Here is a 26,472-nt window from a genome sequence, read left to right on the forward strand (position 1 = left end):
CTCGACGGCATGGATCTGGCGGCTGAGCTGGCGGCAGCACGAGAGAACTACACCCGCAGCGGGCTGCACGAGGACGACCTCGCGAGCGACCCGTTCCTGATGTTCGAGAGGTGGTACGCCGAGGCTCGGGACGCGGGCATCGTCGAGCCCAACGCGATGGTGGTCTCGACCGTCTCGGTGGACGGCGCGCCCTCGTCGCGGACCGTGCTGCTGAAGGGCTTCTCGACCGAGGGCTTCACCTTCTTCACCAACACCGCCTCCCGCAAGGGCTCCGACCTCGAGCACAACCCGCGCTGCGCGGTGCTCTTCCCGTGGCATCCGCTGGAGAGGCAGGTACGCATCGACGGGCTCGCCCACGAGCTCTCCAGCGAAGCCGTCGAGGCCTACTTCTCCCAGCGTCCGCGCGGCTCCCAGCTCGGCGCCCACGCCTCCCACCAGAGTCGGGTCGTCGCCGGGCGCGAGGAGCTGGAGGAGGCCTACGTTCGGATCGAGGCGCAGTTCGAGGGCCGGCCGGTCCCGGTGCCCGAGGAGTGGGGCGGCTACCGGGTCGAGCCGGAGCGGGTGGAGTTCTGGCAGGGGCGGCCGGGGCGGATGCACGACCGGCTCGTCTACCTGCGCGATGGCGACAAGTGGCGCACCGAGCGGCTGGCCCCGTGACGGGACCCGCGACGGGGATGGAACAGGTCACCCAGGCGCTCGGCGGACGGATCGCCTACGGCGCCGACTACAACCCGGAGCAGTGGCCGGAGGAGGTCTGGGACGAGGACGTACGCCTCATGCGGGAGGCCGGGGTCAACCTGGTCAGCGTGGGGATCTTCTCCTGGGCCCTGCTCGAGCCCGAGCCCGGGACGTACGACTTCGGCTGGCTCGACCGGGTTCTCGACAAGCTGCATGCCGGGGGGATCGCCGTGGACCTGGCGACCGCGACCGCGAGCCCGCCGCCGTGGTTCCTCGAGCGTCACCCGGAGGCGATGCTCGTCGACCAGATCGGCAACCCGCGCGCGTTCGGTGCGCGCCAGGCGTACTGTCCCTCGTCGACCGCCTACCGCGACGCGGCCACGACCCTCATCACTGAGCTGGTCAAGCGGTACGACGACCACCCGGCGGTGGTGATGTGGCACGTCAACAACGAGTACGGCTGCCACAACGACCACTGCTTCTGCGACGCCAGCGCGGTGGCTTTCCGGCGCTGGCTGCAGGAGCGTCACGGGTCGGTACGGACGCTCAACGATGCGTGGGCGACGGCCTTCTGGAGCCAGCGCTACACCAGCTGGGAGCAGATCGGGCCGCCGCGACAGGTCTCCTACGGCAACTTCGCCAACCCCGGTCAGCAGCTGGACTGGTGGCGGTTCTGCTCCGACGAGATCCGCGACATCTACCGGGTCGAGGCGGCGGCGGTGCGGGCGCACTCCGACAAGCCGCTGACCACCAACTTCATGGGCTTCCGCAAGTCGCTCGACTACCGCAGCTGGGTCGACGTCGGGGACCTCGTCTCCAACGACCACTACCTGAACGCCGCTGACGAGGACCGCACTCCGCAGCTCGCGATGACCGCCGACCTGACCCGCTCGCTGGCCCACGGCGAGCCGTGGCTGCTGATGGAGCACTCGACTTCCGCGGTCAACTGGCAGCCGCGCAACATCGCCAAGACCGCCGGCGAGATGCGCCGCAACTCCTTCCAGCACGTCGCGCGTGGCGCGGACGGCGCCCTGTTCTTCCAGTGGCGTGCCTCGCGCGGTGGTGCGGAGAAGTTCCACTCGGCGATGGTTCCGCACGCCGGCACCGAGAGCCGGCTGTGGCGAGATGTCGTACGCCTCGGGGCGGATCTCTCCGCGATCGCGGAGGTCGCCGGCACCAGGGTGGACCAGGCGAGCGTCGCGATCGTCTTCGACTGGGACTCGTGGTGGGCGGCGACCTTCGACTCGCACCCGTCGGTCGACGTCGACCCGATGGCGACCACCCGGGCCTGGCACAAGGCCTGCTGGGCCCGCAACCTCGGCGTCGACGTCGTGGGTGTGACCGACCCGCTCGACGGCTACGACGTCGTGGTGCTGCCGGTCCAGTACCTGCTCGCTGACGGGACCGTCGACGGGCTCACCGCCTTCGTCGAGGCCGGCGGCACCCTGGTCGCCACCTACTTCACCGGGATCGTCGACGAGCACGATCACATCCGGCTGGGCGGCTATCCGGGCGCGCTGTCCGATCTTCTCGGCGTGCGGATCGAGGAGTTCTGTCCGCTGCCCGAGGGCGACGAGATCCCGCTGACCGCCTACGGCTCCGGCGCGATCTGGAGCGAGCGCGGCCGTGCCGTCGGGGCCGACGTCCTGGCGACGTACGCCACCGGCGACTGCGCCGGCGACCCGGCCGTCACGCGCAGACGCGTCGGCAAGGGCACCGCCTGGTACGTCGGCACCGAGCTCACCCCCGACGCCCTCGACACCCTGGCCACCCAGATCTTCACCGCGACCAAGCCGGTCGTCGGGGGCCTCCCCGAGGGTGTCGAGGCGACCCGGCGGGTCGGTGAGCAGGGGGCGTACGTCTTCGTCATCAACCACACCCATGAGGCGGTCATCGTCCCCGTCCGCGGCACCGACCTGCTCTCCGGCAACGAGGGCGGCCCGCACCTCGTCCGCGCGGGTCAGGTCGCGGTCATCCGGGAGGGGTGACGACGCCCCGGGGAATGGACGACCGGTAGCGGCGGGGCTTGCCTTCGCCCAGGTCGGCGAGAGTGTCGACGCGGCGGACGGTGACGTCGCGGGCGAGCATGGTGCCGAGGCGGGCGGCGACCGCGCCGGCGTCGCCGCCGGCGATGGTGGCGACGACCGTGCCGTCGGCGGTCTGCTCGACGGACCAGCCACGAGCGCCCGCGTCCTGGAGATGCTGGGTGAGGTCGACGCAGGGGACGAGGGTGCCGACCGGGGTGGTGAAGACGGTGGCCTCGCGCCCTTCGAGGGCATCGATCGCGAGCCTGCCGTCGACGCGAACCAGGCGGCCGGTGTCGCCGGTGCGGTAGCGGACCAGGGGCAGAAAGGCGTTCTCACCTGCGGTGACGACGATCTCGCCGATCTCGCCCTCGGGGAGCGGCGCACCGTCGGCACCGAGAATCTCGACGTGGACCCGGCGGTCGGCGACGACGAACGGCCCGCCATCGGTGCTGACAGCCACCGGCCGTGTCTCGTGCAGCCCGTAGACGTCGATCACGGGGCACTGGAAGGTCCGCTCCAGGTCCGCGCGCAGCGTCGCGCTCAACGCCATCGCGGAGGAGATGATCGCGATCGGGCATACGACGTCGCGGAGGTCGAGGAGATGCTCAAGCGACGTGGGGTGGCCGGAGACCACCTGCGGGTCGGCGTCGCGCAGGAACGCCCGCTGCTGCTCCGTCGCCCACTCGCCGGGGTGCAGGTTGACCCGCGCGACGAGGCTCTCGCCGAAGCCGGGTGCGACCGAGACGTACGTGAACGCCTGGCGCTGCCACACGACCTGCACCACGGCGAAACGAGCCGGATCCGGCGCCCAGCCGCCGGTCAGTCCGGCGACCAGGTCGCGCAGCCAGTGGAACCCACGGGCCAGCTCGTCGGGGTCGTCCGGCATCACCAGCGCCGCCCCGGTGCTCCCCGAGGAGGTGCCGTGCAGCATCCGTCCGTAGTCGGCGTCCAGCGGCACGAACCCGCCGATGTCCTCGACCAGGTTCTGCCGGCTGATCAGCGGAAACTCACCGAGGGTGTCGAGCGTCCCCCGATGCCGACGGTACGCAGGCAGTGACCGCGCCACCGCCAGGTGCTGCTCCAGCCAGCCCGCGAGCGGAAGCTGTGACCGGGCCGCCTCCTGCTCGGCCGGAGTGAGCCGGTGGCCGACCCGGTGCCGCCAGACGGGCGCTGCGGGATGGTCGTCCGCCGCGGCCAGGCGAGCTTCTCCGGCGGCCGAGAGCCCCGGCCAGCGTTCGGCGTCGGTGAGGGCGGCCGAGGCCATCGGGGTGTATTCGGCCAGGTCAAGCGGGTCCTGTGTCTCGCTCACGGTCACTCCGGGCTGTAACGGCTGGCGGCCTCACGCGCTCGCGCGTCCTCCAAGCGCCGCCGGATCTCGGAGCGGTGCTCCCGGTCGCGCCGGGCCCGTTCGAGCGCCTCGGCGCGGGCGGCGGAGTCGAGGCGCGACAACAGCGCGCGGGCGTTGCGCTCGTCCTCGCGAGCCGGCAGCTGCCCGTTCCACAGCAGGAAGGTCCGCGCCGCCTCCTCCCGGCGCTCGGCCTCCTCGACCCAGCGTTGCGGTTCGACGACCGCGGCCAGGCGTAGCGAGAGCGTCAGCAGCGCCCGGTCGAACCGGTCCTCACGCAGCGCGGGCGAGAACGGTCCCGCCAGCTCCTGCGAGGCGACCAGCCACAGGACGACCCCGGCTCCCTGGCGCGCGGCTGTCTTCCCGGTCGCGGCCACCCTCCGGGCAGCCGCGATGAACTGCCCGCCGGAGGTGTCGAGCACGTCCCCGGCCAGCGCCACGATGTCGACGGCGTCGTCGAGGAACCACGACGGCGTGGTCGAGATCCGGGCCATCACCTCGTCGACGGACGGGCCCGGCGTCAGCCCGTTCCAGGCGGTGTCGAGGTCGAGCTCCTCGTCGAGCCAGGCCTCGAACAGCTCCTCGTCAGCCACGGGTTGCTCCTTCTGGGGTGTAGACGGCGATCCGGGCGGCGAGCGCCGCGCACGCCGCGGGCGCCTGCATCACGTCCGGGATCTCGGCGACGTCGTAGCCGAGCCGTTCGGCCTGCTCGCGCGACTGTCCGCGCCAGTGTCCGATGATCATCAGTGACCCGGTGTCGATCACGCGCCGCACGGCGGGGGCCACATCGGCGTACTCCTCCTGGCCGCGGCCCAGGAACGTGTCGAGCCCGGCGTCGGAGAGCACCACGAGGTGGCGCTGTCCTTCGGCCGGCGGTTGGTTCTCGGGATAGCGGGCACGCAGGAGGTCCAGGGGAAAGGTCGTGCCGCCGCCGAAATAGGTGGTCAGCTGGCGCATGATCTCGACCCGGTCACGGGTGTAGGCGCTGTCGCCGGCGACCTGTCCGGCCGAGCTCCACGAGGTGACCCGAACCCGCCCGCCTCCGCGCAGCACCGAGAGCGACAGGATCGTCCCGGCGACGATCGCGGCCGAACCGCGCTGCGGGTTCGTCATCGACCCCGAGGAGTCGAGGTAGAGGTCGAGCAGGACCGGCTCGTACTCCGGCTCGGGCTCGTCCGCGATGAACGTACGCCGTCGGGTGGTCACTCCCGGCACGAACACCGCACCCGTGGTCAGCGTCGCCGGCCAGTCCAGCTCGGCCAGGTCGTCGCCGAGCTCCCACTCCTCCAGGGGGCCGGGGATCGCGGGGCCGGCGGGAGCGAGCCCGCGCTGCACCAGGGGTGCGACGTGTGGGCGGGCCTCGGCCTCGTACCAGGCCGCCATCACCGCGTTGGGGTCGGCGCCGGCCATCAGCTCGAGCGTTCTGGCCAGACCGAGCGCCTGTCCGCTGCCGTCGGAGGCGGCCGCTGCGGCGTCACCCTCGGCGACGACGACCTCGGCGTCGTCGGGGTGCACCAACGGCTTCTGCAGCCGTGGGTCGCCGATCGCACCGGCGAGCTCGGCCGCGCTGGGGGCGCCCGGCGAGTCCTCGTGGCACCCGCTGCTCTTGAAGCCCAGCAGCAGGTAGGGCGCCATCACCATGGCCCAGGGCACCGCGCCGCTGACCGGGTCGGCGGCGAGCGTACGCACCACGTCGGCCACCGTCGTCGCGTCATGAGCCGGGTCGAGGCCCGCTCGTGGGTCGTACTCGAGCTCGGCGACCTCCCGCTTGGCCGGATAGGCCTCGTTCCGCTGCTTCGACTTCGAGCCGTGCAGGCGGCGCCGGGCGTTGCGGAGCTGTTGCTCGTAGTCCGACTTCCACCGCATCGGCGGCTCGGGCCAGGCGAGGTCGCCCTCTGGCAGTCGCCAGAGGAGCTCGTACGCCCGCTGCACCACCCACCACAGCTCGTTGTCCTCCGCGCCGCGCAGACCCTTGGCCAGCGCAGGCGCCGCGAGGGCCCGGGTGAGCTGCACCATGTCGGGGGTCTCGTCCGGGGCGAGCCGGGCGCGCTGCAGCTGTATCACCCGGTCGTTGATCAGCATGTCGGACCACAGGTTGGCGCAGAACCCGCTCGCGGCGACCAGGTCGAGCCGGTGCTGCCGGTCGTAGAGGTCGATCACCCGCGCCATCTGCTGACGGATCTTCAGCGAGTCGACCCGGGTGCTTGGGGAGAGCACGTGGTGGCCGATCTCGTGAGCGAAGACGCTGGTCAGATGCCCTTCTCCGCCGTGGCGGGCGAGCTCGCCGGGGTCGATGTTGACCTCCGGCGGAAACCCGAACCAGGCGAAGCTGCCCTCGTTGGAACGGGTGTGCACGACCGGGTCATGGAGGTCCACGCCCCACAGATCCAGGGCCTCCTCCCAGGCCTCGCGCTCCGTCGCGGTCGGCGCTCTCACCCGGCCTCCCGCACGACCTCGAGCAGGTAGGACGTGGGCACGCTGACCACCCGGACGCCGCGGTCGCCGGGGTCGCCGGTGTCCGCCGGATCGTCGCCGGCCAGTGAGACCGAGTGGCCGAACAGGTCGGCGTCGACCGCCCACAGCTCCTCGCCGACCTCCACCAGCCACCGTCCCTCACCCGCCGCGATGACGTCGCCAGGGTGCGCCAGCCAGGGTCCGCCGAGCCCGGCGAAGCCGCCGATCCGGGCGATCAGATAGGCACGGCCGAGCTGCTGCCAGGCGGGCCAGAAGAACCGGTCCGTACGCTGCCCCTCGACGAATCCGGCCACGTCGGTCCCCGGCATCCCGAGTGTCGCGCCGACCGCGTCCGCCAGCCCGGCGTCGAGACAGGACGACGCCGCTCGGAGGGCATCCTTGCGCAGGCCGATGACTCCTGCGCGCCAGGCAGCCACGGCGGCCAGCTCCTGGACCGCCGCGGTCTCGCGCACGCGCGAACCCGCGGCCAGCCCGGCGATCAGGGAGGCGCCGAAGAGCCCGGTGTCCCCGCCCCAGCGGGCAACGTTGGCGACGGCCAGATCCAGATCGAGGCCGGTGACGGCAGGCAGCGAGACGGGCTCGCGAGCCGCCGAGGCGTTCACCGAGTGGCCAGGACGCCGGATCATGAACCCTCCAGCCAGTGGAGGTAGTTGGAGTAGCGCTGGTGGAGATACTTCAGCGCGACCAGATCGTCGTAGTCGCGGCCGTAGATCTTGCCGACCTTGGAGATCCGGCCGACCTCCGACTCGATCCGGGTCAGCCGCTGCGAGACGGTCAGCCGGTCGAGCCCGTCCAGCCCGCCCCCGAGCTCGGCGAGCAGGTCGCCGACGGGGTCGGAAGCGTCGAGGCCGAGCGCGACGAACTGCTTCATCGCGGTGTCGAAGAGGTCGACGAGCCAGGAGGCCGGGTCGTGGGCGAGCTCCCTGTCGCCGGCCTCGAAGCGCGGGTGCTGCGGGTTGGGCAGCAGCTTCCCGCGGAGCACGAACGGCACCATGGCGCGCACGTCGTCGAGCCCGACGGACGAGGCGCCGCGGAACCAGGCCGAAGCCTTGGCGTACAGGATCAGGGTCTGCAGCGCCCGCACGGAGAGTCCGTTCAGGGTCTGCGCGCCGAGGTCGACGACCAGGTCGGCGCCGGAGTTGGCGTCGATGACCGCGCTCACGTCGCCGCCGGCGGTCGCGACGACGTCCTTGGTGCGGTACTCGAACCGCCGCCCGCCGTGCTGCACGAACTCGAACTGCCCGGTGAAGTACTCCAGCTTCCGGCGTACGTCCGCGGGCAGCGGGACCGCCCGGATGGCGGCCAGCATCGTTGTCTGCTCGTCGGCGGAGAAGACCAAGGAGGACGGCACGTGCTCCTCCGGCCGCTCGCCGGCCTCGACCCGGGTGACCAGCTCGTCGAAGAAGCGGCCGTTGAAGCCGAACGCCTGCACGGTGACGTCGAGCCGATCCTTGAGGGCCTGGATGACCTGGAAGGTGCCGCCGCCGGAGTCGTCGTTGGCGGTGAAGAACCAGCTCTCGACACCCTCGTCCGGGGCCGTCCGGCGCAGCTGGTCGTGGCTCTCCACATAGCCCTCGGCGACCATGGTGAGCAGCGCCGACTGGGTCTTGGTGGGGATGCGGTTGTACTCGTCGACGATCTTGACGCATCGGGTCAGCCAGGACTTCCAGGCGATCGTGATCTCCGCCAGCGACCCCGCGCTGACGAGGTCGCGCGGCAGCGGCAGCCCGACCAGATCTGACACGGTCAGCTGCGGCTGCCCCTGCTGGAGGTGGCGGCGTACGTCCTCCGGGGTCGCCCCGGACAGCACCCCCATCAGCACCGCGAGCGTCGTCTTGCCGCGGCCGGGCCCGCCGATCATCAGGCACTTCCCGCCGACCGCGAAGGTGAGCAGCGGCAGCAGCACGTTGGAGGAGTACGCCGGCTGGGTCGGCAGCGTGATCTCCGCGCCGGCATCGCCGAGGGGGAACCGGTTGGCCTTCGCGGCGTCGAACTCGACGTCGTAGAACGGCGAGATCACCGCCTTGTTGACCAGCCAGAAATACGTACGTCGCAGCTTCTCGTCCAGCTCGACGGTCTCGTCCGGGGACCTGAAGAGGTCGGCGGCGGTGAGGCCGTCACGCGGCCCGCCGTGCTGGACGTGCGGCACAGTCGGCGACGCCGAAGTCTTCTGCCATCGGTCACTCATCTACCCAATTCCTCCAATGACGGACCGATCCGGTTGCTTAGCCCGAGCAGTGGCTCGAGAAACTCTTGGGTGGTGGCGAGCCGCTCCTGGACGCTGCCGCGGACCTCGATCCACGGCACCGGCTGCTCGGCCAGCACCTCGCGGAACCGCTCCTGCATCCCATGACGGAGGTGCTCGCCGTCGCGCATCCCATCCTGCACGAACGGGATCTCGTCCCCGGTCAGGACGTACGCGACCGGCTGGTGCGCGGCGGCGCGCGCGAGCAGGTGGTCGGGGGTCGGGCCGACGTAGCGCTCGTGCCACAGCGTCGTCGCGAGCACGTCGGTGTCGCAGACCAGGACCGGCTTCGGCACCCGTCTGCGGGCGGTGTCCTCCCAGCCGATCTGCCGGTCGACGATGAGGTCGAACTCGTCGCTGCGCCAGGGGGTGAACAGTCCGCCGGGGCGGATCTCGGACCAGAGCCGGCCGTACTCCGGGACGCAGTGGGTGCCCAGGTCGGCGGCGAGTCTCTCGGCCAGCGTCGTGGTCCCGGTCGACTCCGCGCCGAGCACCACGACCCGCTCGGTGAGCCAGGCGCGGACCGGAGCCGGTAGCTCGGCCCAGTGCTCGGTCAGGTCGGGGCGTACGGCGGTGCCGGAGACGGGATTGAACGCCCGCCCAGGATCGACCTGGACCCAGGTCGCGTCCAGCCGCCGGGCGAGCTCCTCGCCGTAGGCGTCGGAGGAGAAGACCGCGTCGACCGGGCCCGGGAGCAGCTCGGAGATGACGACCATGTGCTCGTCCCAGGCCGCCGGGTCGTCGAAGTCGACCCGGGCCTCGTCCATCGCGGCCACCACGTGGGCGGTCGGGTGCTCCTCGCGCAGCCACTCCGCGCGCACCTCGAGCGGGATGGTCTCCACCTGCGAGCCGAGGAGCTCGACGGTGACCCGGTCACATGCCCGCAGCGCCGCGCGGATGAGCGCCTGGTGGCCGGCGTGGAACGGGTAGAACTTCCCGAGGACCAGACCGTGCCCGTATGCCTTCTCAGATGGGTACGGCTCAGACACCCGCGACCTCCGGCTCGCGCTGGCCGACCAGCACTCGGCGCCAGTCCCGCAGCGCGACCAGGACGATCGCGCAGAAGCCGAGGTAGAGCACGGCGGTCGGCCACAGTCCCTTGTAGGCGTACAGACCGACGGAGACGACGTCGACGGCCAGCCAGACCAGCCAGCACTGCCACCAGCGGCGGTTGAGCATGATCTGCGCGATCACGCTGCCCGCGGTCACCGTGGCGTCGGGAAGCTCGGTCGTGGAGTCGGTTAAGGCGAACAGGACGTACGCGATCGCCGCCAGCGCCACCACGAACCCCAGTGCCAGGAGCAGCAGCGTCCGGGCCGACGCGACCCCGACGAACGCCTCGTCACGGCGCAGATGGGCCTCGGACTCCCGACGCCGGGCCCTGGCCCAGTCGACCCAGCCGGTCACCGAGAGCACCATGAACATGATCTGCAGAGCCGCGTCGGCGTAGAGCGCACTCTCGGCGAAGACCACCAGGTAGAGCGCGGTGTTCGCGATCCCGATCGGGTACGTCCACATGCTCCGCCGCGCCGCCAGGATCACGCACGCCGCCCCGGTGACGACCCCCGCGATCTCGACCCAGTGCGCCACCAACCAACTCTGCATGGCCGAACCCTATGGGACGCGAAGGGCCCGGATGCTCGGGTTGAGCATCCGGGCCCTTCGCGGCGGTAGGAATCCCCGGTTAACCGGGGAAACCTGCACTTCTCAGGTGTTGCAATGCCAGAGAAGTGCAGGGATACCCGGTTAACCGGGTATCCCTGCAGCAGCTCAGCGACCGACCGCCGCCTTGGCGTCGACGATGCCGCTGCCGTAGAAGCCGTTCGGGGCCTTGCCACCCTCACAGGTGTGGGTGGAGGTCGCCGTCGTGCCGTTGGGCAGGTGGCGTACGTAGGTGAAGTCCGCCGGGACGGGGCAGGCCTTGTCGGTGGCCGACTTCAGCAGGATCTTCTCGACCTTCTTGGGCGAGAGGGTCTTGCCGGAGAAGTCGCGGCTGCCGTACTCGCCGACGATCAGCGCGGCCACACCAGCAGCGTGCGGGGAGGCCATCGAGGTGCCCTGCAGGTACTGGTAGTAGGAGCACTCACCGCTGGAGCAGTCCGCGACGGCCCAAGGCACCAGGACCTCGCCGGTGGCAGGGTCGATCGCGCCCTCGGCCACACCCAGGTCGTACGGGTAGGCGGCCAGGATGGTCGCGGCGAAGTCGCGCGTGCCGTCCGCAGTGTCGTACGCATCCCCACCAGGCGCCGCGACGTCGACGAAGCCGTCGCCGTAGCTGGAGTAGTAGGACTTGCGCTCGGACGGACCGGTGGAGCTGACCGCGATGACCCCGTTGCCCTCGGTGGGCATCGAGACGCACGACTCCGGGTCGAGCAGGTCGCGGACGTAGGCGGCCTCGCCGGGCTCGCTGGCGTAGTCGGGGCTGCTCGCGTCGGTCTGCGGCTTGGTGTAGTCGATCGCCTGGTTGCCTGCGGCCGCGACGAGGGTGACGCCACGGGCGCGGGCGTAGTCGAGGGCACGCTGCATCGCGGTGATGATCGTGGCCTGCTCAGCCTGGTCCGCGGCGGAGTCGGCCGGGTGGTTGGTGCAGTTGAACAGCCACGGGTCGACGTAGTAGCTCATGTTGACCACGTCGATGCCGTTGCGGCCGGCGTAGGTCAGCGCGTCGACCGACGGCTGCAGGAAGAAGTAGCCGGAGTCCTGGCCGGCGCGCAGGTTGACGATGTCGGCCTGCGGGGCGACGCCGGAGATGCCGACGCCGTTGACCGGCGAGGCGATGGTCGAGGCGACGTGGGTGCCGTGGCCGTTCTCGTCGACGTCGGCCGCGTCGCTGCACGACGCGTCGGGCTCGTCCTCACACGGACCGTCGACCACGGCGCCGTTGGCGTCGACCGGGATGTCGGTGGTGAAGTTGCGGCTCAGCCTCGCGTCGAAGTTGGGTGCGATGTCGGGGTGCGAACCGTCGACACCGGTGTCCAGGATGCCGACGCGGACACCCTTGCCGCGCTCGGTCTTGTTGGCCGCCGCGGCGTCGATCTGCTTCATGTCCCACTGCAGACCGGAGAGCGGCTCCGTGGACCCCTTGGGCTTCGGCGCCTTGGGCCCGGTGCCCTTGGTGCCGCTGCGGAACTCGGTCTCGACCTTCGAAACCTCCTGCTTGCGGGCCTTGCTGGCCGCGTCAGGAGTCGTGGCGCCCACGATCCTGTCCTGGGCCGCGCCGACGAGGGCCCTCGAGGCGTTGGCCGCCTCGGCGAATCCCTCACCAGCGGTCACCGTCGCGACTCCGATGGCACTGTTCTCCGAGACGATCTCGCCCCCCGCGGCCTTCACCGCGGCACGGGCGCTGGCGGCCGAGGATCCCTCGGCATATGCCACGACATAGCGGACCTCCTGGTCAGAGGTGGCGTTGCCCGAGTTCGCCATGACGAGGGTGCCGGTGACCCCCAGCGCGACTGCGGCCGCGCCTGTCAACAACCTACGCATGCTGTCTCCATTCCTGGATTCGGTGGTCGAGATTGTCGGGACCACCGCTGTCATGGCCCTTGTCGGCCCGACAGTGGGCCCAGCATGCCCTAGTCCGCATCTGGTCGAACAGGGTTTGGCAGGAGCACTGACCCATAATTAGGTTTGTGAGTGAGTGCTCACTCACTTACCCTGGTCGACGTGGACGAACGACGTACGCGGGCCAAGCCGATTCCCGCCGCCGACCGGCGCGCCGCGATCATCGCGGCGACCGAGACACTGCTGATCGAGCACGGCACGGCGACAACGACCAGGCTCATCGCCGAGGCGGCCGGAGTCGCCGAAGGCACGATCTTCAGACACTTCCGCGACAAGCGGGAGCTCTACCGGGCCGTGGCCGAGAACATCTTCGACCCGGTCCGAGCGGACGAGTCGATCACGGAGGTCGTGGCGGGCAAGGCCGAGATCGAGGACAAGCTCCGTGCGGTCATCGACCTGCTCGCGGCATCCTCGCAGCGCAACCTCCTCGTGATGATGGCGGTGCGCTCGGCCGTGCTCGAGCAGCCAGACCCCGAAGACGTACGTCAGCAGCACGGACCCCCGAAGTTCATCATCGATGCCAACAAGGCCCTCGTCGACAACCTGACCCGGCTCGTCTTCGAGCCGCACGTGGACGAGCTGCGGCTGCCGCCGCGCAAGGCCGCGCTGGTGCTGCGCAGCCTCACGATCGGGGCCTGGCTCCCTGGTCTGAACCGAACGAACCAGCCGTTGAGCAGCGGAGACGTCATCGACGTGCTGCTCGGCGGCATTCTCATCGAGCACAGTCCCATCGAGCACAGCCTGACCAGAGAGACCCCCTGAATGCTTCTCCGACTCCTGCGGGACTACCTGCTCCCGTACAAGCGATTCCTGGTCGTCATCGCGATCCTGCAGCTCATCTCGACGTCGGCCTTCATGCTGCTGCCCAGCCTGAACGCCGACATCATCGACAAGGGCGTGGCCGAGGGCGACACCGGTTACATCATGAGGATCGGCGCGATCATGCTCGGCGTCGCGCTCGTGCAGATCCTCGCCTCGATCGTCAGCGTCTACTTCGCCGCACGCAGCTCGATGAGCTTCGGTCGCGACCTGCGGGCGGCGATCTTCGCGAAGGTCGGCTCGTTCAGCGCTCGCGAGGTCGGCCGCTTCGGCGCCCCGTCGCTGATCACCCGGACCACGAACGACGTCCAGCAGGTCCAGATGCTCGCCGTGCTCACCTGCACGCTCGCGGTGATGGTGCCGATGATGATGGTCGGCGGCGTCGCGATGGCGATCCGCGTGGACGCCGGGCTCTCCTGGCTGCTCGCGGTCGTCATCCCCGTGCTGCTCATCTCCATGACCGTGGTCGTACGCGGCATGGTCCCCAACTTCCGCAAGGTGCAGGAGCGCATCGACGCGGTCAACCGCATCCTGCGCGAGCAGATCACCGGCATCCGGGTGATCCGCGCGTTCGTACGCGAGCGTCAGGAGACCGAGCGCTTCGCGAAGGCCAACGACGACCTCACCGACGTCGCGCTGCGGGCCGGGCGCTGGATGTCGACCATGTTCCCGCTGATGATGCTGGTCATCAACGTCGCCAGCGTCGCGGTGATCTGGTTCGGCGGCATCCGGGTCGACAACGGGTTGATGCAGGTCGGCCCCCTGACCGCCTTCCTGCAGTACCTGATGCAGATCCTGATGTCGATCATGATGGGCACCTTCATGCTCATGCAGGTCCCGCGCGCCGCCGTCTGCGCCGACCGGATCGCCGAGGTCCTCGACACCGAGACCAGCGTGACCCCGCCGGCGGCGGGCGTCACGGAGATCTCCCGGCACGGGTACGTCGACCTGAGCGGAGCCGGCTTCACCTACCCCGGCGCGGACCACCCCGTCCTCCACGACCTCACCTTCGAGGCCCGGCCCGGGCAGACCGTCGCGATCATCGGCTCCACCGGCGCCGGCAAGACGACCCTCCTCGGCCTCATCCCGCGGCTCTTCGACGCGACCGCAGGTGTCGTCCGCGTGGGTGGGATCGACGTACGCGACCTCGACCCGGCCACCCTGCGCAGCTCCCTCGGGCTGGTGCCGCAAAAGGCGTTCCTCTTCACCGGCACCGTCCGCTCCAACCTGCTCCACGGCAAGCCGGACGCCACCGACGAGGAGCTCTGGCATGCCCTCGAGGTCGCCCAGGCGCGTGACTTCGTGGAGCGGATGGCCCCCGAGGACGGCACCGGCCTCGACGCCGAGATCGACCAGGGCGGCACCAACGTCTCCGGTGGTCAGCGGCAACGTCTGGCCATCGCCCGGGCGCTGGTGAGGAGGCCCGACATCTATCTCTTCGACGACTCGTTCTCCGCGCTCGACGTCGCCACCGACGCCCGCCTCCGCGCGGCGCTCGCCCCCGAAACCCGCAACTCCACGGTCGTCGTGGTCGCCCAGCGGGTCTCCACCATCCGCGACGCCGACAAGATCCTCGTGCTCGAGGACGGCGCCATCGTCGGCGAGGGCACCCACGAGGAGCTCCTCGCCGGCAACGCCACCTACCAGGAGATCGTCTCCTCCCAGCTCAGCGCAGAGGAGGCGGCAGCATGAGCGACCAGAACACCAGCCAGACAGATGGCCAGATGAAGAAGACCGAGCGGATCGTACGTCCCCAGGGCGGCCCCGGCCCGATGGGCGCAGGCGGCGCGGTGGGGGACAAGGCGATGAACTTCGTCCCCTCGGCCAAGCGGCTGCTGCGCCGGATGGCGCCCTACAAGGTCCACGCCTACGCCACCATCGGCCTGGCCGCGATCAGCGTCACCCTGATGTCGCTGGGTCCGTGGCTGCTGGGCAAGGCCACCAACATCATCTTCGGCGGTGTCTTCTCGAGGGAGCTGCCGGCGGGGGTCACCCAGGAGGAGGCCGTCGAGGGTCTGCGTGCCCAGGGCGACGACAAGCTCGCGGACATGCTCTCCGGGATGGAGTACGTCACCCCGGGCCAGGGCGTCGACTTCGACGCGCTGCGCAGCGCGCTGCTGGTGGTGCTCGCCGTCTACCTGGTCGCCTCCCTGCTCTCCTTCGTGCAGGGCTGGATCCTCAACTCGGTCGTCCAGGGCACCGTGAAGGGTCTGCGCGAGGACGTCGAGAAGAAGGTCCACAACGTCCCGCTGTCCTACTTCGACAAGCAGCCGCGAGGCGAGCTGCTCAGCCGCGTCACCAACGACATCGACAACATCAGCCAGACTCTGCAGCAGACCTTCAGCCAGGTGCTGACCGCTCTGTTCACGCTGGTCACGGTCTTGTTCATGATGTTCTGGATCAGCCCGATGCTGGCCCTGATCGCGCTGCTCGCGGTGCCGGTCTCGCTGGTGGTGACCAGCGCGGTGATGAAGCGGTCGCAGGGCCAGTTCGTGGCCCAGTGGCGCCACACCGGCAAGCTCAACGGCCACATCGAGGAGACCTTCTCCGGCCACGACCTGGTCAAGGTCTTCGGGCGTCAGGAGGAGGTCGAGAAGACCTTCGCCGAGGAGAACGACAAGCTCTTCGCCGCATCCTTCAAGGCACAGTTCATCAGCGGGATCCTGATGCCGTTGATGATGTTCGTCGGCAACCTGATGTTCGTGGTGGTCTGCGTCGTCGGGTCCCTCCGGGTCGCCAGTGGAGCCCTGAGCCTCGGTGAGCTGCAGGCCTTCATCCAGTACTCGCGTCAGTTCACCCAACCCATCACCACCCTCGCCTCGATGATGAACCTGCTCCAGTCGGGCGTCGCCTCGGCCGAGCGGGTCTTCGAGCTGCTCGACGCAGAGGAGCAGACGCCCGATGTCGGCGCTCCCCGGAACGGCGCCGGGGCCGGCGAGGTCCGGTTCGAGCACGTGAGCTTCTCCTACGACAAGGACCGGCCGCTCATCGAGGACCTGTCCCTGGTGGCCCGCCCCGGGCAGACCGTCGCGATCGTCGGCCCCACCGGTGCCGGCAAGACCACCCTGGTCAACCTGATCATGAGGTTCTACGAGCTCGATGCCGGGCAGATCACCCTCGACGGCGTCGACATCGCCTCGATTCCCCGTTCCGACCTGCGTGAACGCACGGGCATGGTGCTCCAGGACACCTGGCTCTTCGAAGGTACGATCCGCGACAACATCCGCTACGGCCGGCCGGACGCGACCGAGGAAGACCTCCTCGAGGCGGCCCGGGCGACGTACGTCGACAGGTTCGTGCACTCGCTGCCGGATGGCTACGACACCCTGATCACCGACGAGGGCGGCAACCTCTCGGCGGGCGAGCGGCAGCTGATCACCATTGCGAGGGCCTTCCTCGCCGAGCCGTCGCTGCTGATCCTCGACGAGGCGACCTCCTCGGTCGACACCCGCACCGAGCTGCTCCTGCAGCACGCCATGGCGGCACTGCGCTCGGACCGTACGTCGTTCGTGATCGCCCACCGGCTCTCCACGATCCGCGACGCCGACCTGATCCTGGTCATGCGCGACGGCGCGATCGTCGAGCAGGGCAACCATGCCGAGCTGCTCGAGGCGAAGGGTGCGTACGCCGAGCTCTACCAGTCGCAGTTCAGCCACGCCCTCGTCGAGGAGCCGGCTTGAGAAATAACCCTTTGATCCCGTTATGGCCCGGCGCCTACCGTAGAGCCACACGGGAAAGGAGGTGATCCGATCAGATGAAGAACGATTGGATGCGTGAGGTGGCTGCTCGCTAGCAGCTTCCCCAACTACGGATGGGGGCTGGCAATACATCAGCAGCCACCCGACCCGCAGGCGTACCGGACTCATCCACCGGGTTGGCCACCAGGCCCGCCTGCGGGTCGCCCCGTTTTCTGCATTGTTGGGATCAGCCGGACCGGCGACAAGTTGCGTTTAGCAACTAATCCGACGTACATTGGTTGTCGATGTTCAACCAATTCGCGTGAGAGCCGAGTCCCACTTGTCAGAGTCCCAGCAGTCCTCGCAGGCCATCGCGGCACCGCAGATGACCCACCGCCAGATCATGGAGGTCCTCTCCGGCCTTCTGATGGCGCTCTTCGTCGCCATGCTGTCCGGTACGTCGGTCGCCAACGCCCTGCCGCGGATCGTCACCGACCTCGGCGGCACCCAGAGTGGCTACACCTGGATCGTCGTCTCGAGCATGCTGGCGATGACCGCGACGATGCCGATCTGGGGCAAGCTCGCCGACCTCTACAACAAGAAGGTGCTGGTCCAGGCCGCGCTCGGCCTGTTCATCGTCGGATCGGCGATCTGTGGTCTGGCGCCGTCGATGCCGGTGATCATCACCGGCCGGGTCATCGCCGGCCTCGGCATGGGCGGCATCATCGCATTGATCCAGGTGATCATCGCGACGATCGTCTCCCCGCGTGAGCGCGGTCGCTACTCGGGTTACATCGGCGCTGTCTTCGCCCTGGCCACGGTCATCGGGCCGCTCGTCGGCGGCGTGGTCGTCGACTCCCCGCTGGGCTGGCCCGGCGTCTTCTATGTCGGCGTGCCGTTCGCGGTGGTCGCCTTCATCCTGCTCCAGAAGACCCTGCACCTCCCGCACGTACGCCGCGAGGTCAGCATCGACTACCTCGGCGCGTTCCTGCTGGTCGCCGGCGTCTCGACGCTGCTGATCTGGGTCACCCTGGGCGGCGACTCCTTCGCGTGGACCTCGCTGATGTCGTACGCCCTGGTCGCCGGCAGCGTCGTCGTGCTGGCCCTCGCGATCCTGGTCGAGGGCAGGTTCGCCAAGGAGCCGATCATCCCGCTGCGCCTCTTCCGCGACCGCACGATGGTCCTCTCCACCCTCGCCTCGTTCTTCGTCGGTGCCGGGATGTTCGGCGCGACTGTCTACCTGCAGCAGTACTTCCAGACCGCTCGCGGGATGACGCCGACCCACGCCGGCCTGATGTCGATCTGCATGGTGCTCGGACTCTCCAGTGCCGGGATGATCACCGGGCGCCTGATCAGCTCTACCGGACGCTGGAAGCGCTACCTGATCTTCGGCGGCATCATGCTGCCGATCGGGCTCTATCTGCTCAGCACGATCGACGAGCACACCAACCTGGCCCTGGTGGGCGCCTTCATGGCCGTTCTCGGTCTCGGCGTCGGTGCCACCAACCAGAACCTCGTCCTCGCGGTGCAGAACAACCTCGACAACAAGGACATGGGTGCCGGCTCCTCGGTCGTCGCGTTCTTCCGGTCCATGGGCGGCTCGATGGGCATCGCCGCGCTCGGCGCCGTGCTCTCCCACCGGGTCGAGGACGTCATCACCGACGGCATCCCGGAGCTGGTGGCCAGCGGAAAGGTGACCCCCGAAGAGCTGCAGAGCCTGCAGGGCAGCGGGCTCGCCGATCCGGCGAGCATGCCGAGCGCGGTGCAGGCCCTCTACGAGCACGCCTTCGCCGTCGCCACCGCCGATCTCTTCCTGGTGGCCATCCCGTGCGCGGTCATCGCGCTGGTTGCGATCCTGGGTATCAAGGAGGTTCCGCTCAAGACTACGATCGAGGACCTCGCCGACGATGAGATCGCTCCTGAGGTCGCCGCGGAGCTCGAGGCGGGAGGAGCGGGCCGGAGATGACAGGGATGACAGCCATGGACAAAGCCGCTCAGGGCGAGCAGTTCGAGGACGGCCCTCGCGGTGAGTCGCTCAGCCGGCTCGAGTCCGAGGTCGGTGTGCTCGTGTGGAGGGCCAAGCGGGCGATGAAGGCACGCGGCCGGATGCTCCACCCGGATCTGCCGCCCGGCGGCTACATGATGCTGACCTGGATCGCCGAGCGTGGCCCCGTACGCGCCTCCGCGCTGGTCGACGGACTCGGCATCGACAAGGGAGCGGTCAGCCGGATGGTGCAGGCCATGATCGACCTGGGCCTCCTCGAGCGCCATCCCGACCCCGAGGACGGGCGGGCCAGCCTGGTCTCGCTGACCGCCGAGGCCCGTGAGGGGCTCGAGCGGGTGGCCCGGGAGCGTCGCGTACGTTTCAACGACCGGCTGGCCGACTGGAGTCCGGACGAGATCGACCGGCTCAGCGCTATGCTTTCCAGATACAACGAAGCCCTAGAACGCCAGGGCTCCTAGGGGATCGCGCCGTGATGATCTCTCCTGCAGGCCGACGTCGTTCGGGACACACCCTGCTGGGTTCGGTTTTTCTGACTGATTCAAGGATGTAGGATTAGCCCGTGAGCGATCTCATCGATACCACCGAGATGTACCTCCGCACGATCTACGAGCTGGTCGAAGAGGGAATCGTTCCGCTGCGCGCCCGTATCGCAGAGCGTCTGCACCAGTCCGGCCCCACGGTCTCCCAGACCGTCGCCCGGATGGAGCGTGACGGGCTGCTCACCGTCGAGGGTGACCGCCACCTGCAGCTCACCGACGAGGGCCTTCGCCTGGCCACCCGGGTGATGCGCAAGCACCGCCTCGCGGAGCGGCTGCTCACCGACGTCATCGGTCTCGACTGGGAGCTCGTGCACGAGGAGGCGTGCCGCTGGGAGCACGTCATGTCCGACACCGTCGAGAAGCGACTGCTCGACCTGCTCGGCGACCCGACCGAGTCGCCCTACGGCAACCCGATCCCCGGTCTCGACGAGCTCGGCGGCAAGCCCGCCGACGAGGACTTCATGGCCGGCGTCCAGTCGCTCACGGCTGCGGCGAGCTCCGAGCGCGCCACCGTCCTGGTGCGTCGCATCTCCGAGGAGATGCAGAAGGACGAGTCGCTGATGAGCGCCCTGCGCCGGGTCGGTGCGACCCCGGACCAGACCGTCGCCATCAAGGCGACCCCCGACGGGGTCATGCTCGGTTCCGGTGGGGAGACCGCGGAGATCATCCCCGAGGCCGCGGACCATATCTTCGTAAAGGCCCTCTGACCCGCAGATGCGTCGCTGGTCGGCTCCACGAGTCGTCTTCGATGTGGCAACGCTGCACCCACTTTTGTAACCGCGGGTGAAATTCTCTCGACGTCGGCAGAATCTGGCACATCACTCTGGACCGATTACGTCATAGATGCTTATGTTTGACGTGCAAGGCCTGCTGGAAGCCCGATTGTCGATGTGGGCTTCAGCAGTTGTCATGTCGAGACTTGCGGGGGTCTCCGGAGGGGAGAGCTCTATGGAGGTCGTTCATCTGCCCGCTCGCGGCCGCGAGCTGGATGAGACGTTCCGCCCAGTCGCCGTCCACCACACCGACACCGGCTTGACCCGTCACCTCGAGCGCGGCGAGGAGATCGTGCTCACCGACCTCGGTGGCGACTACCACAGCGCCAAGGTGCTACTGATCGACGAAGGCCCGGTCTACCACTTCTTCATCGGGGCCAGACTCTCCGTCGACGAGGCCGCCGGCCGCATGGCCGACCTGCCCCAATCACGCTCTGCGTGACGCCAAGGTGGTGAGGAACTCGCTGGTCCCGACCTCCAGCTTGTACGCAGCGTCCCCATCGCCCCTGGTGGCGCCGCGGTTGACGATGACGACCGGGATCCCGGCCTTCGCCGCCCGGCGCACGAACCGATAGCCACTCATCACCGCGAGACTCGAGCCCGCGACGAGCAGCACGCCCTTCCCCTGCCGCTCGTCGCGGAGTTCGAGGCCTGGTTCCGCCAGCGCGTCGACCGCCGCCATGCACCGGGCGACCCGGTCCTTGGGCACGTTCTCGCCGAAGAAGACGACGTCAGGCTTGAGGATGCCACCGCAGATCTCGCAGTCGGGCACGACGAAGTCCTGCGTCTCCTCGAGCGCGACGTCACCGTCAGGCCGGGACTCGACGTCCGCGTGCGCCTCGGCCCAACCTGCGTTGAGCGCCTCCATCCGCTCCTGAAGGTCGCGGCGCGGGCTCAGCGTGCGGCAGGACAGGCAGATCACATCGGACACCCGCCCGTGCAGCGTCACGATCCGGCCGCCGCTGGCGAGCTCGGGTGCCGCCTGCTCGTGCAGACCGTCGACGTTCTGGGTGATCAGCAGCTCGGGATCGATCGCGGCCAGGGCGCGATGGCCGGCGTTCGGCACCGCCCTGCCCATCCGCCGCCAGCCGAGGTGGCTGCGAGCCCAGTAGCGCTGCCGCTCCTGCGGGCCAGAGATGAACTGCTGGTACGTCATCGGCTGCCGGGACGGGCTGCCCGGGCTGCGGTAGTCGGGGATGCCCGAGTCGGTCGAGACGCCGGCCCCGGTCAGCACCACGAGGCGCCGGGCCTGCAGGAGGGCCATGGCTGCCGCGTACGAATCTTCGGATATCGCCCCCGGGGCGAGGGTCACGAGGCGTACCTGCCCTCGGCGCGAGCCTTGCGCTTCGCGGCCTCGGCCTCACGGTTCTTCTTGGGGGCGTTGGTGACCAGATCGTCGAGGAGATGCCGGGTGATGTGGGCGATCTCGGCGACGGCGTGGTCGAAGGCCTCTTGGTTGGCGGCCGAAGGCTTGGTCGTACCGCTCACCTTGCGTACGAACTGCAGGGCGGCAGCGGCCACCTCGTCGTTGGTGGCGGGCGGCTCGAAGTTGTGGAGCGGGCGGATGTTGCGGCACATGCCATCCACGGTACCTGGATCCAGGCGACGGTCAGCGCGATCGGCCAGGGGTGTGGGAGGGGGCCTGGCCGCGCGGATGCGGTGGCATCGGCCCGCCGTTGGGCGCGGCGCCCTTGGCCTGCCTCACGTCATCGGCCGGAGGAGCCGGCCGCGGCACGACGCCGTCCTCGAGCAGCTGGCTCGCCATCAGAGCGGCCTGGGTGCGGTGGCTGACGCCGAGCTTGGCGAGCAGACCGGTGATGTGGTTCTTCACGGTCTTCTCCGCCAGCACCAGACGGTCGGCGATCTGCCGGTTGGAGATGCCCTCGGCGAGCAGGACCAGGATCCGGCGCTGCTGCGGAGTCAGGTCGGCGACCACCTCGTGCATCCGGCGGCGCTCCTCGACGTTGTGGACCACCTTGGCGGCCGCCTCGGGGTCGAAGAGGGTGTGGCCGCTGGCCACCAGGCGTACGCCGGAGACCAGGCTCGTCGCCTCGATCTGCTTGAGCACGTAACCGGCCGCCCCGGCCATGATCGCCTGGCTCATCACCTCGTCGTCGGCGTCGGTGGCCAGGATCATGCAGCGGATGTCGCTCTTCATCGCGAGCGCCTCGCGGCACAGCGCCACCCCGGAGGCGTCGGGCAGGTGGGCGTCGAGGATGAGTACGTCAGGACGGAGCGTCGCGATCAGCGGTCGTGCCTCGGCGGCGGTGCGGGCCTCACCCACGACTTCGATGTCCGATTCGGGCAGCAGGACCGTACGCACGCCGACACGCACAACGTCGTGACCGTCGGCCAGCAGAACGCTGATCACCGCGTCGCCCACAGGCTCGTCTCACTCATCTCGTGGTTGGGGATGGTGCCTGGTCGTTCACTCAAATGCTGATTCACCGAAAGAAACCGCTCAAGAGTATCCCTATTGATGCAACATTTGATCACTGAGAGACCCGTGCCGTCTCGGATTTCGTTGCTTCTGGAAAGGTAGCGGTTATGACGTCTCCTCGCGATCTCGACATCGTCCTGTTCGGCGCGACCGGATTCACGGGCGGTCTGGTGGCCGGATATCTCGCCGAGCACGCGCCCGAGGGACTGCGATGGGCGCTCGCCGGCCGCTCCCTGTCGCGGCTCGAGGCCGTCCGTGACTCGCTCGACTCTCCTGGCGTCGAGCTCATCCAGGCCGACGTGCACGATTCCTCGTCGCTGGCTGCGCTCGCGGCACGTGCTCGCGTCGTGATCACCACGGTCGGGCCCTACCTGGAGTACGGCGAGCCGCTGGTCAAGGCCTGCGCCGAGGCCGGGACCGACTACGTCGACCTGACCGGAGAACCCGAGTTCGTCGACCGGATGTTCGTGATGTACGACGCCGTCGCCCGCGCCAACGGTGCCCGGATCGTGCACGCCTGCGGGTTCGACTCGATCCCGCACGACCTCGGCGCCTTCTTCACGGTGCGCGAGCTCGCCGCCGGCGGGGAGATCACCGGGCCGCTGACGATGAAGGGCGTCGTCCGCTCCAACGCCACCTTCTCCGGTGGCACCTTCCACTCCGCGCTGGGGCAGATGTCGCGGCCCCGGGAGATGGCGGCCGCGTCGCGCGAGCGCCGTGCGCTCGAAGAGCGGCCGAAGGGGCGTACGTCTCGACCGGCGAAGCCTTCGTTGGGCCGCGACCGTGAACTGGGCTACTGGCTGCTGCCGCTGCCGACCATCGACCCGTTCATCGTCGCGCGCTCCGGCCGGGCCCTTGAGGCCTATGGCCCCGCGTTCACCTACTCGCACTTCGCCGGAACCAAGACACTGAGGTACGCCGTCGGCGGCGCGGTCGGCGTCGGTGCCCTCGCCCTCGCGATGCAGGTGCCGCCGCTGCGGGCCAAGCTGGGCGATCGGGTCAAGCAGGGCACCGGGCCCTCCGAGGGCCGCCGCGAGAAGTCGTGGTTCACCGTCGACTTCGTCGCCGAGTCCGGCGGCCGGAAGATCCACACCAAGGTCTCCGGAGGCGACCCCGGCTACACCGAGACGGCGAAGATGCTCGCCGAGTCGGCGCTCTGCCTGGCCTTCGACACGCTGCCCGAGACGTCCGGTTCGGTGACCACCGCGGTCGCGATGGGCGATGCGCTCCTCGATCGGCTCCAGGCCGCGGGGATCCGGTTCGAGGTCATCGACGCGTCACAGGTCGCGGTGGCATAGGGAAATATCTGGAATTGGTGCCCCAGGCAAGAGTCGAACTTGCGACCTTTCGCTTAGGAGGCGGCTGCTCTATCCACTGAGCTACTGGGGCATTCGCGAATATCTTGCCATGGTGGCAGGTGATACTACGGTTTGGGGTTCGATGCGGTGAGGGGCCAAACTTGGGGCCCTCGCGTAGGTTGAGTCACCGTCGACTCAACCCGAATCCCCCCAATGACAAGCGACGAATGACGGTGATCTATGCCTGACTCCTCCATGCCTCCCCGACGTGGGGGTGCGGATTCAGGCTCCGGCGTGTCCGGATTCGAGTGGATGTACGGCGCCGACGAGCCTGAGAGCAACGAGTCTGGGGGGACTCATTCCGGCCGTGGTGCTCGGGTCGCCGACGTACCGACCGACCAGCCGTCGGCGGAGCCGGGGGGTGGCCGGCGAGCTGCGCGTCCGCAGTCCGACTTCGTGTCGCCGCCGCCTCCCGGGCCCGGATCGGGATCGTCGGGTGGTGGCCGTCGGGCTGCGCGTCCGGCCCGCCAGGAGCCGGCTCAACCCGAGCCTCCCGCCGTCGAGCCGCTGCACGCAGAACCGGTGCGGCAGGAGCCGACCCGCGCCGAGCGCTTGCAGGCGATGGGCCGGGGGACCCCTGGGCCGTCGCCGATGCCTGCCCCTCCAGCCCCTCAGGAGTGGGACCCCGACGCGACGGCCGTGGCCCCTCCGTTGCGCGAGACTCCGCGCCCTGGACGCCGAATACCCGCGCCGCCGGCCCCCGTACCCTCCGTCGAGGAGACCGCGATCGCGCCGGCGCCGGAGTGGTATCGCCAAGATCCTCACCCCGCCCCTCCCACCCCCCAGGTCCCCGACCAGCAGCTCGCCCCGCCGGCCGCGCGCGAGTTCGACTGGAACGACCCTGGCGCGACCGCTGTCGCGCCCCGGCCTGACCCGGCCGACCGGCCCCGAGGGCGTACGTCCTCGCGCGATGAGCTGCACGAGGCCCGTCATGAGGCCTATCCCGCCCCGGGGCGCCGGGGCGCTGCGTACGCGTCGGGCTATGACGACGAGTCCTACGACGACTATCCGCCCGAGGGTGGCTACCAGGAGCCGTACGCCCCCTACCCGGACGACGAGCGCGAGGAGCGCGACAAGCCGCGGGTCAGTGTGTGGCAGGTGCTCAGCTCTACCTTGCTCGTGCTGGCGCTGCTCGTCGGCCTGTTCACCGTCTACACCTACCGCAGCCTGCGGTCGAACATCAGCACCGTCAGTCTTGGCGAGGAAGCTGCTGACGTCGGCCCGAAGGAACCGATCAACATCCTCGTGATGGGTTCGGACAGCCGCGACTGCAAGGGATGTGGCGTCGACGGTGAGAGTGGCGGTGGTTCGGACACGAACATCCTGCTGCACCTGTCCGCCAACCGGAAGTTCGCCTACGGCGTCTCGATCCCGCGCGACACGATGGTGAATCGGCCTTCGTGCAAGACCGAGGACGGTAAGACGGCGCCCGCTGAGTACGTGCGTTGGAATGCTGCGTACGCGACGGCGGGCCCGACCTGCACGATCGAGCAGCTGGAGTCCGTGGCCAGCGAGATGTGTGGTGAGAAGTGCGACCTCACTGTCAACCACCTCGTGGTGGTCGACTTCGCGAGCTTCAAGGGGATGGTCGATGCCATCGACGGGGTCGACGTCTGCCTTCCTGAAGAGGTCGACGACAAGTACACCGGCGCTCACTTCGACGCTGGTGAGCAGAAGTTGACGGGCAAACAGGCGCTCAACTACGTGCGCTTGCGACATGGCCTCGGCGACGGTGGCGACCTCGACCGGTCCAAGCGCCAACAGGCGTTCATCGGGTCGATGGCGGCCAAGCTGCTCTCCGGGGACACCCTTTCCAGTCCTACGAAGGTGCTCAGCTTCCTGAACGCCGCGACCAAGGGCTTGACCATGGACGAGGGTCTCAAGGACAACCTCGACACGATGGCGCAGATCGGCGTCGGGTTCCAGAGCATCGGGATGGAGAACATCAAGTTCCTCACGATTCCGACGGTCGCCGACCCTCAGAACCCTGAGGCCACTGTCGTCCTCGACGAGGAGAAGGCCCGGAACGTCTTCAAAGCAATCGCCAACGACAAGCCGTTGACCAAGAAGATCGCCGCCGGGGCGCTGGACGCCGGCGAGGCCTCGGGCAAGAAGAGCAAGAGCTCGGGCGAAGGCGACGCAGCTCCAGATGACGGCGTGACCGATGGCGAGACCGCGGAAACCTCACCCAGCGACGATGCCGCGTCCGGCGAGTCGTCGGACACCGCCTCGGGCGATGCCAGCAGCGGTGCTTCCGAGGAGGAGCTCGCCCAGATCGCCGAAGAGGCGAAGGCTGCACGCGAGCGTGCCGGACTCTGCTGATGGCTGAGGACACCTCACCTGAGGCCGCAGAACCGGACGAGCCTGAGGAGCCGGAGTGGAAGCGCAAGCAGAGGCTGGCGCGGATCTTCGGTGACGTACTTCCCGAGACGACCAGCGACGAGCGGGACTCGTCGGCGGAGTCGGAGGAGTCGGCGTCGGATCGATGGCTGAAATCGCAGGTGCCGCCTCACCACGGTGGGTGAGACGG

The 26,472-nt window shown here is 69.2% G+C and carries 23 protein-coding genes and 1 tRNA gene; 12 read left to right on the forward strand and 12 right to left on the reverse strand.

Going from position 1 to position 26,472, the window contains the following annotated elements:
* The first annotated feature begins 9 nt into the window (after nucleotides 1-9).
* Together pdxH and OG801_RS17995 are read left to right on the forward strand one after the other, a co-directional pair.
* Complete coding sequence (gene pdxH / locus OG801_RS17990) at nucleotides 10-657, forward strand: pyridoxamine 5'-phosphate oxidase (protein ID WP_406030224.1); 648 nt, start codon at nucleotides 10-12, stop codon at nucleotides 655-657.
* The gene (locus tag OG801_RS17995) at nucleotides 654-2,666 is read left to right on the forward strand and encodes a beta-galactosidase (RefSeq protein WP_406030226.1); all 2,013 of its coding nucleotides are present in this window, start codon (nucleotides 654-656) and stop codon (nucleotides 2,664-2,666) included. The genes pdxH and OG801_RS17995 overlap by 4 nt, the downstream gene beginning before the upstream one ends.
* Here OG801_RS17995 and OG801_RS18000 read toward each other — a convergent pair.
* The 8 genes from OG801_RS18000 to OG801_RS18035 all read right to left on the reverse strand — a co-directional run bounded on the left by OG801_RS18000 (nucleotide 2,650) and on the right by OG801_RS18035 (nucleotide 12,253).
* Entirely contained in the window at nucleotides 2,650-4,014 is a 1,365-nt protein-coding gene (locus tag OG801_RS18000; protein WP_355022046.1) for an AMP-binding protein, read from the reverse strand. The two genes, OG801_RS17995 and OG801_RS18000, sit on opposite strands and share 17 nt — an antisense overlap.
* Before the next feature lie 2 nt (nucleotides 4,015-4,016).
* The gene (locus OG801_RS18005; RefSeq protein WP_406030228.1) at nucleotides 4,017-4,643 is read right to left on the reverse strand and encodes a hypothetical protein; all 627 of its coding nucleotides are present in this window, start codon (nucleotides 4,641-4,643) and stop codon (nucleotides 4,017-4,019) included.
* Entirely contained in the window at nucleotides 4,636-6,486 is a 1,851-nt protein-coding gene (locus tag OG801_RS18010; RefSeq protein WP_406030230.1) for a hypothetical protein, read from the reverse strand. Before OG801_RS18010 ends, OG801_RS18005 begins: the two co-directional genes overlap by 8 nt.
* Nucleotides 6,483-7,151 carry a hypothetical protein gene (locus OG801_RS18015; RefSeq protein ID WP_406030232.1) on the reverse strand — a complete coding sequence of 223 codons (669 nt, stop codon included), beginning with the start codon at nucleotides 7,149-7,151 and terminating at the stop codon, nucleotides 6,483-6,485. The genes OG801_RS18010 and OG801_RS18015 overlap by 4 nt, the downstream gene beginning before the upstream one ends.
* On the reverse strand, nucleotides 7,148-8,713 hold the full coding sequence (locus tag OG801_RS18020) for a MoxR family ATPase (protein WP_355022042.1): 1,566 nt from the start codon (nucleotides 8,711-8,713) through the stop codon (nucleotides 7,148-7,150). The genes OG801_RS18015 and OG801_RS18020 overlap by 4 nt, the downstream gene beginning before the upstream one ends.
* Complete coding sequence (locus OG801_RS18025; protein ID WP_406030235.1) at nucleotides 8,710-9,759, reverse strand: AAA family ATPase; 1,050 nt, start codon at nucleotides 9,757-9,759, stop codon at nucleotides 8,710-8,712. Before OG801_RS18025 ends, OG801_RS18020 begins: the two co-directional genes overlap by 4 nt.
* A complete protein-coding gene (pnuC, locus tag OG801_RS18030) occupies nucleotides 9,752-10,375 on the reverse strand; it encodes a nicotinamide riboside transporter PnuC (RefSeq protein WP_355022040.1) in 624 nt (207 codons plus the stop codon). Before pnuC ends, OG801_RS18025 begins: the two co-directional genes overlap by 8 nt.
* 165 nt (nucleotides 10,376-10,540) lie before the next feature.
* A complete protein-coding gene (locus tag OG801_RS18035; RefSeq protein ID WP_406030237.1) occupies nucleotides 10,541-12,253 on the reverse strand; it encodes a S8 family peptidase in 1,713 nt (570 codons plus the stop codon).
* 180 nt (nucleotides 12,254-12,433) lie between these two features.
* Between OG801_RS18035 and OG801_RS18040 the strand changes: the two genes are divergently transcribed.
* The 7 genes from OG801_RS18040 to OG801_RS18070 all read left to right on the forward strand — a co-directional run bounded on the left by OG801_RS18040 (nucleotide 12,434) and on the right by OG801_RS18070 (nucleotide 20,586).
* Nucleotides 12,434-13,093 carry a TetR/AcrR family transcriptional regulator gene (locus OG801_RS18040; protein WP_406030239.1) on the forward strand — a complete coding sequence of 220 codons (660 nt, stop codon included), beginning with the start codon at nucleotides 12,434-12,436 and terminating at the stop codon, nucleotides 13,091-13,093.
* Nucleotides 13,094-14,842 carry an ABC transporter ATP-binding protein gene (locus tag OG801_RS18045; protein ID WP_406030241.1) on the forward strand — a complete coding sequence of 583 codons (1,749 nt, stop codon included), beginning with the start codon at nucleotides 13,094-13,096 and terminating at the stop codon, nucleotides 14,840-14,842. It abuts the gene before it with no gap.
* On the forward strand, nucleotides 14,839-16,830 hold the full coding sequence (locus tag OG801_RS18050; protein ID WP_406030243.1) for an ABC transporter ATP-binding protein: 1,992 nt from the start codon (nucleotides 14,839-14,841) through the stop codon (nucleotides 16,828-16,830). Before OG801_RS18045 ends, OG801_RS18050 begins: the two co-directional genes overlap by 4 nt.
* 337 nt (nucleotides 16,831-17,167) lie before the next feature.
* Complete coding sequence (locus tag OG801_RS18055; RefSeq protein ID WP_406030245.1) at nucleotides 17,168-18,793, forward strand: MDR family MFS transporter; 1,626 nt, start codon at nucleotides 17,168-17,170, stop codon at nucleotides 18,791-18,793.
* A 14-nt stretch (nucleotides 18,794-18,807) separates the two neighbouring features.
* Complete coding sequence (locus tag OG801_RS18060) at nucleotides 18,808-19,290, forward strand: MarR family winged helix-turn-helix transcriptional regulator (RefSeq protein ID WP_406030247.1); 483 nt, start codon at nucleotides 18,808-18,810, stop codon at nucleotides 19,288-19,290.
* 101 nt (nucleotides 19,291-19,391) lie between these two features.
* On the forward strand, nucleotides 19,392-20,078 hold the full coding sequence (locus tag OG801_RS18065; RefSeq protein WP_141802577.1) for a metal-dependent transcriptional regulator: 687 nt from the start codon (nucleotides 19,392-19,394) through the stop codon (nucleotides 20,076-20,078).
* A 241-nt stretch (nucleotides 20,079-20,319) separates the two neighbouring features.
* Nucleotides 20,320-20,586, forward strand: coding sequence for a hypothetical protein (locus OG801_RS18070; RefSeq protein ID WP_091042652.1), 267 nt, complete (start codon nucleotides 20,320-20,322; stop codon nucleotides 20,584-20,586).
* On the opposite strand, the gene OG801_RS18075 is transcribed toward OG801_RS18070, so the two are convergent.
* From OG801_RS18075 to OG801_RS18085, 3 genes are read right to left on the reverse strand one after another with little or no spacing between them, the layout of a single operon-like run.
* Entirely contained in the window at nucleotides 20,572-21,408 is an 837-nt protein-coding gene (locus OG801_RS18075; RefSeq protein WP_406030250.1) for a Sir2 family NAD-dependent protein deacetylase, read from the reverse strand. The two genes, OG801_RS18070 and OG801_RS18075, sit on opposite strands and share 15 nt — an antisense overlap.
* A 44-nt stretch (nucleotides 21,409-21,452) precedes the next feature.
* Entirely contained in the window at nucleotides 21,453-21,722 is a 270-nt protein-coding gene (locus OG801_RS18080) for a DUF2277 domain-containing protein (protein WP_355020850.1), read from the reverse strand.
* 31 nt (nucleotides 21,723-21,753) lie between these two features.
* Complete coding sequence (locus OG801_RS18085; RefSeq protein ID WP_355020851.1) at nucleotides 21,754-22,515, reverse strand: response regulator transcription factor; 762 nt, start codon at nucleotides 22,513-22,515, stop codon at nucleotides 21,754-21,756.
* Between the two features lie 176 nt (nucleotides 22,516-22,691).
* Here OG801_RS18085 and OG801_RS18090 point away from each other — a divergent pair, with 176 nt between their 5' ends.
* Entirely contained in the window at nucleotides 22,692-23,882 is a 1,191-nt protein-coding gene (locus OG801_RS18090) for a saccharopine dehydrogenase family protein (protein ID WP_406030252.1), read from the forward strand.
* Between the two features lie 15 nt (nucleotides 23,883-23,897).
* Here OG801_RS18090 and OG801_RS18095 read toward each other — a convergent pair.
* Nucleotides 23,898-23,973: transfer RNA gene (locus OG801_RS18095), tRNA-Arg, on the reverse strand.
* Between the two features lie 203 nt (nucleotides 23,974-24,176).
* Between OG801_RS18095 and OG801_RS18100 the strand changes: the two genes are divergently transcribed.
* Both OG801_RS18100 and OG801_RS18105 read left to right on the forward strand, forming a co-directional pair.
* Nucleotides 24,177-26,264 (forward strand): LCP family protein, encoded by a 2,088-nt coding sequence (locus tag OG801_RS18100; protein ID WP_406030254.1) that lies wholly within the window; start codon nucleotides 24,177-24,179, stop codon nucleotides 26,262-26,264.
* Entirely contained in the window at nucleotides 26,264-26,467 is a 204-nt protein-coding gene (locus OG801_RS18105) for a hypothetical protein (RefSeq protein WP_406030256.1), read from the forward strand. Before OG801_RS18100 ends, OG801_RS18105 begins: the two co-directional genes overlap by 1 nt.
* Nucleotides 26,468-26,472 lie beyond the last annotated feature (5 nt).

The sequence above is a fragment of the Nocardioides sp. NBC_00163 genome, assembly GCF_045206295.1.
Lineage (GTDB): Bacteria > Actinomycetota > Actinomycetes > Propionibacteriales > Nocardioidaceae > Nocardioides.

Excerpts from the sequence above, each read along its gene's own strand:
- pdxH (WP_406030224.1), top strand. The coding sequence starts at position 10 with ATGGATCTGGCGGCTGAGCTGGCGGCAGCACGAGAGAACTACACCCGC.
- OG801_RS18015 (WP_406030232.1), bottom strand. The coding sequence starts at position 7,151 with ATGATCCGGCGTCCTGGCCACTCGGTGAACGCCTCGGCGGCTCGCGAG.
- OG801_RS18020 (WP_355022042.1), bottom strand. The coding sequence starts at position 8,713 with ATGAGTGACCGATGGCAGAAGACTTCGGCGTCGCCGACTGTGCCGCAC.
- pnuC (WP_355022040.1), bottom strand. The coding sequence starts at position 10,375 with ATGCAGAGTTGGTTGGTGGCGCACTGGGTCGAGATCGCGGGGGTCGTC.
- OG801_RS18035 (WP_406030237.1), bottom strand. The coding sequence starts at position 12,253 with ATGCGTAGGTTGTTGACAGGCGCGGCCGCAGTCGCGCTGGGGGTCACC.
- OG801_RS18045 (WP_406030241.1), top strand. The coding sequence starts at position 13,094 with ATGCTTCTCCGACTCCTGCGGGACTACCTGCTCCCGTACAAGCGATTC.
- OG801_RS18050 (WP_406030243.1), top strand. The coding sequence starts at position 14,839 with ATGAGCGACCAGAACACCAGCCAGACAGATGGCCAGATGAAGAAGACC.
- OG801_RS18060 (WP_406030247.1), top strand. The coding sequence starts at position 18,808 with ATGGACAAAGCCGCTCAGGGCGAGCAGTTCGAGGACGGCCCTCGCGGT.
- OG801_RS18070 (WP_091042652.1), top strand. The coding sequence starts at position 20,320 with ATGGAGGTCGTTCATCTGCCCGCTCGCGGCCGCGAGCTGGATGAGACG.
- OG801_RS18075 (WP_406030250.1), bottom strand. The coding sequence starts at position 21,408 with ATGGCCCTCCTGCAGGCCCGGCGCCTCGTGGTGCTGACCGGGGCCGGC.
- OG801_RS18080 (WP_355020850.1), bottom strand. The coding sequence starts at position 21,722 with ATGTGCCGCAACATCCGCCCGCTCCACAACTTCGAGCCGCCCGCCACC.
- OG801_RS18090 (WP_406030252.1), top strand. The coding sequence starts at position 22,692 with ATGACGTCTCCTCGCGATCTCGACATCGTCCTGTTCGGCGCGACCGGA.
- OG801_RS18105 (WP_406030256.1), top strand. The coding sequence starts at position 26,264 with ATGGCTGAGGACACCTCACCTGAGGCCGCAGAACCGGACGAGCCTGAG.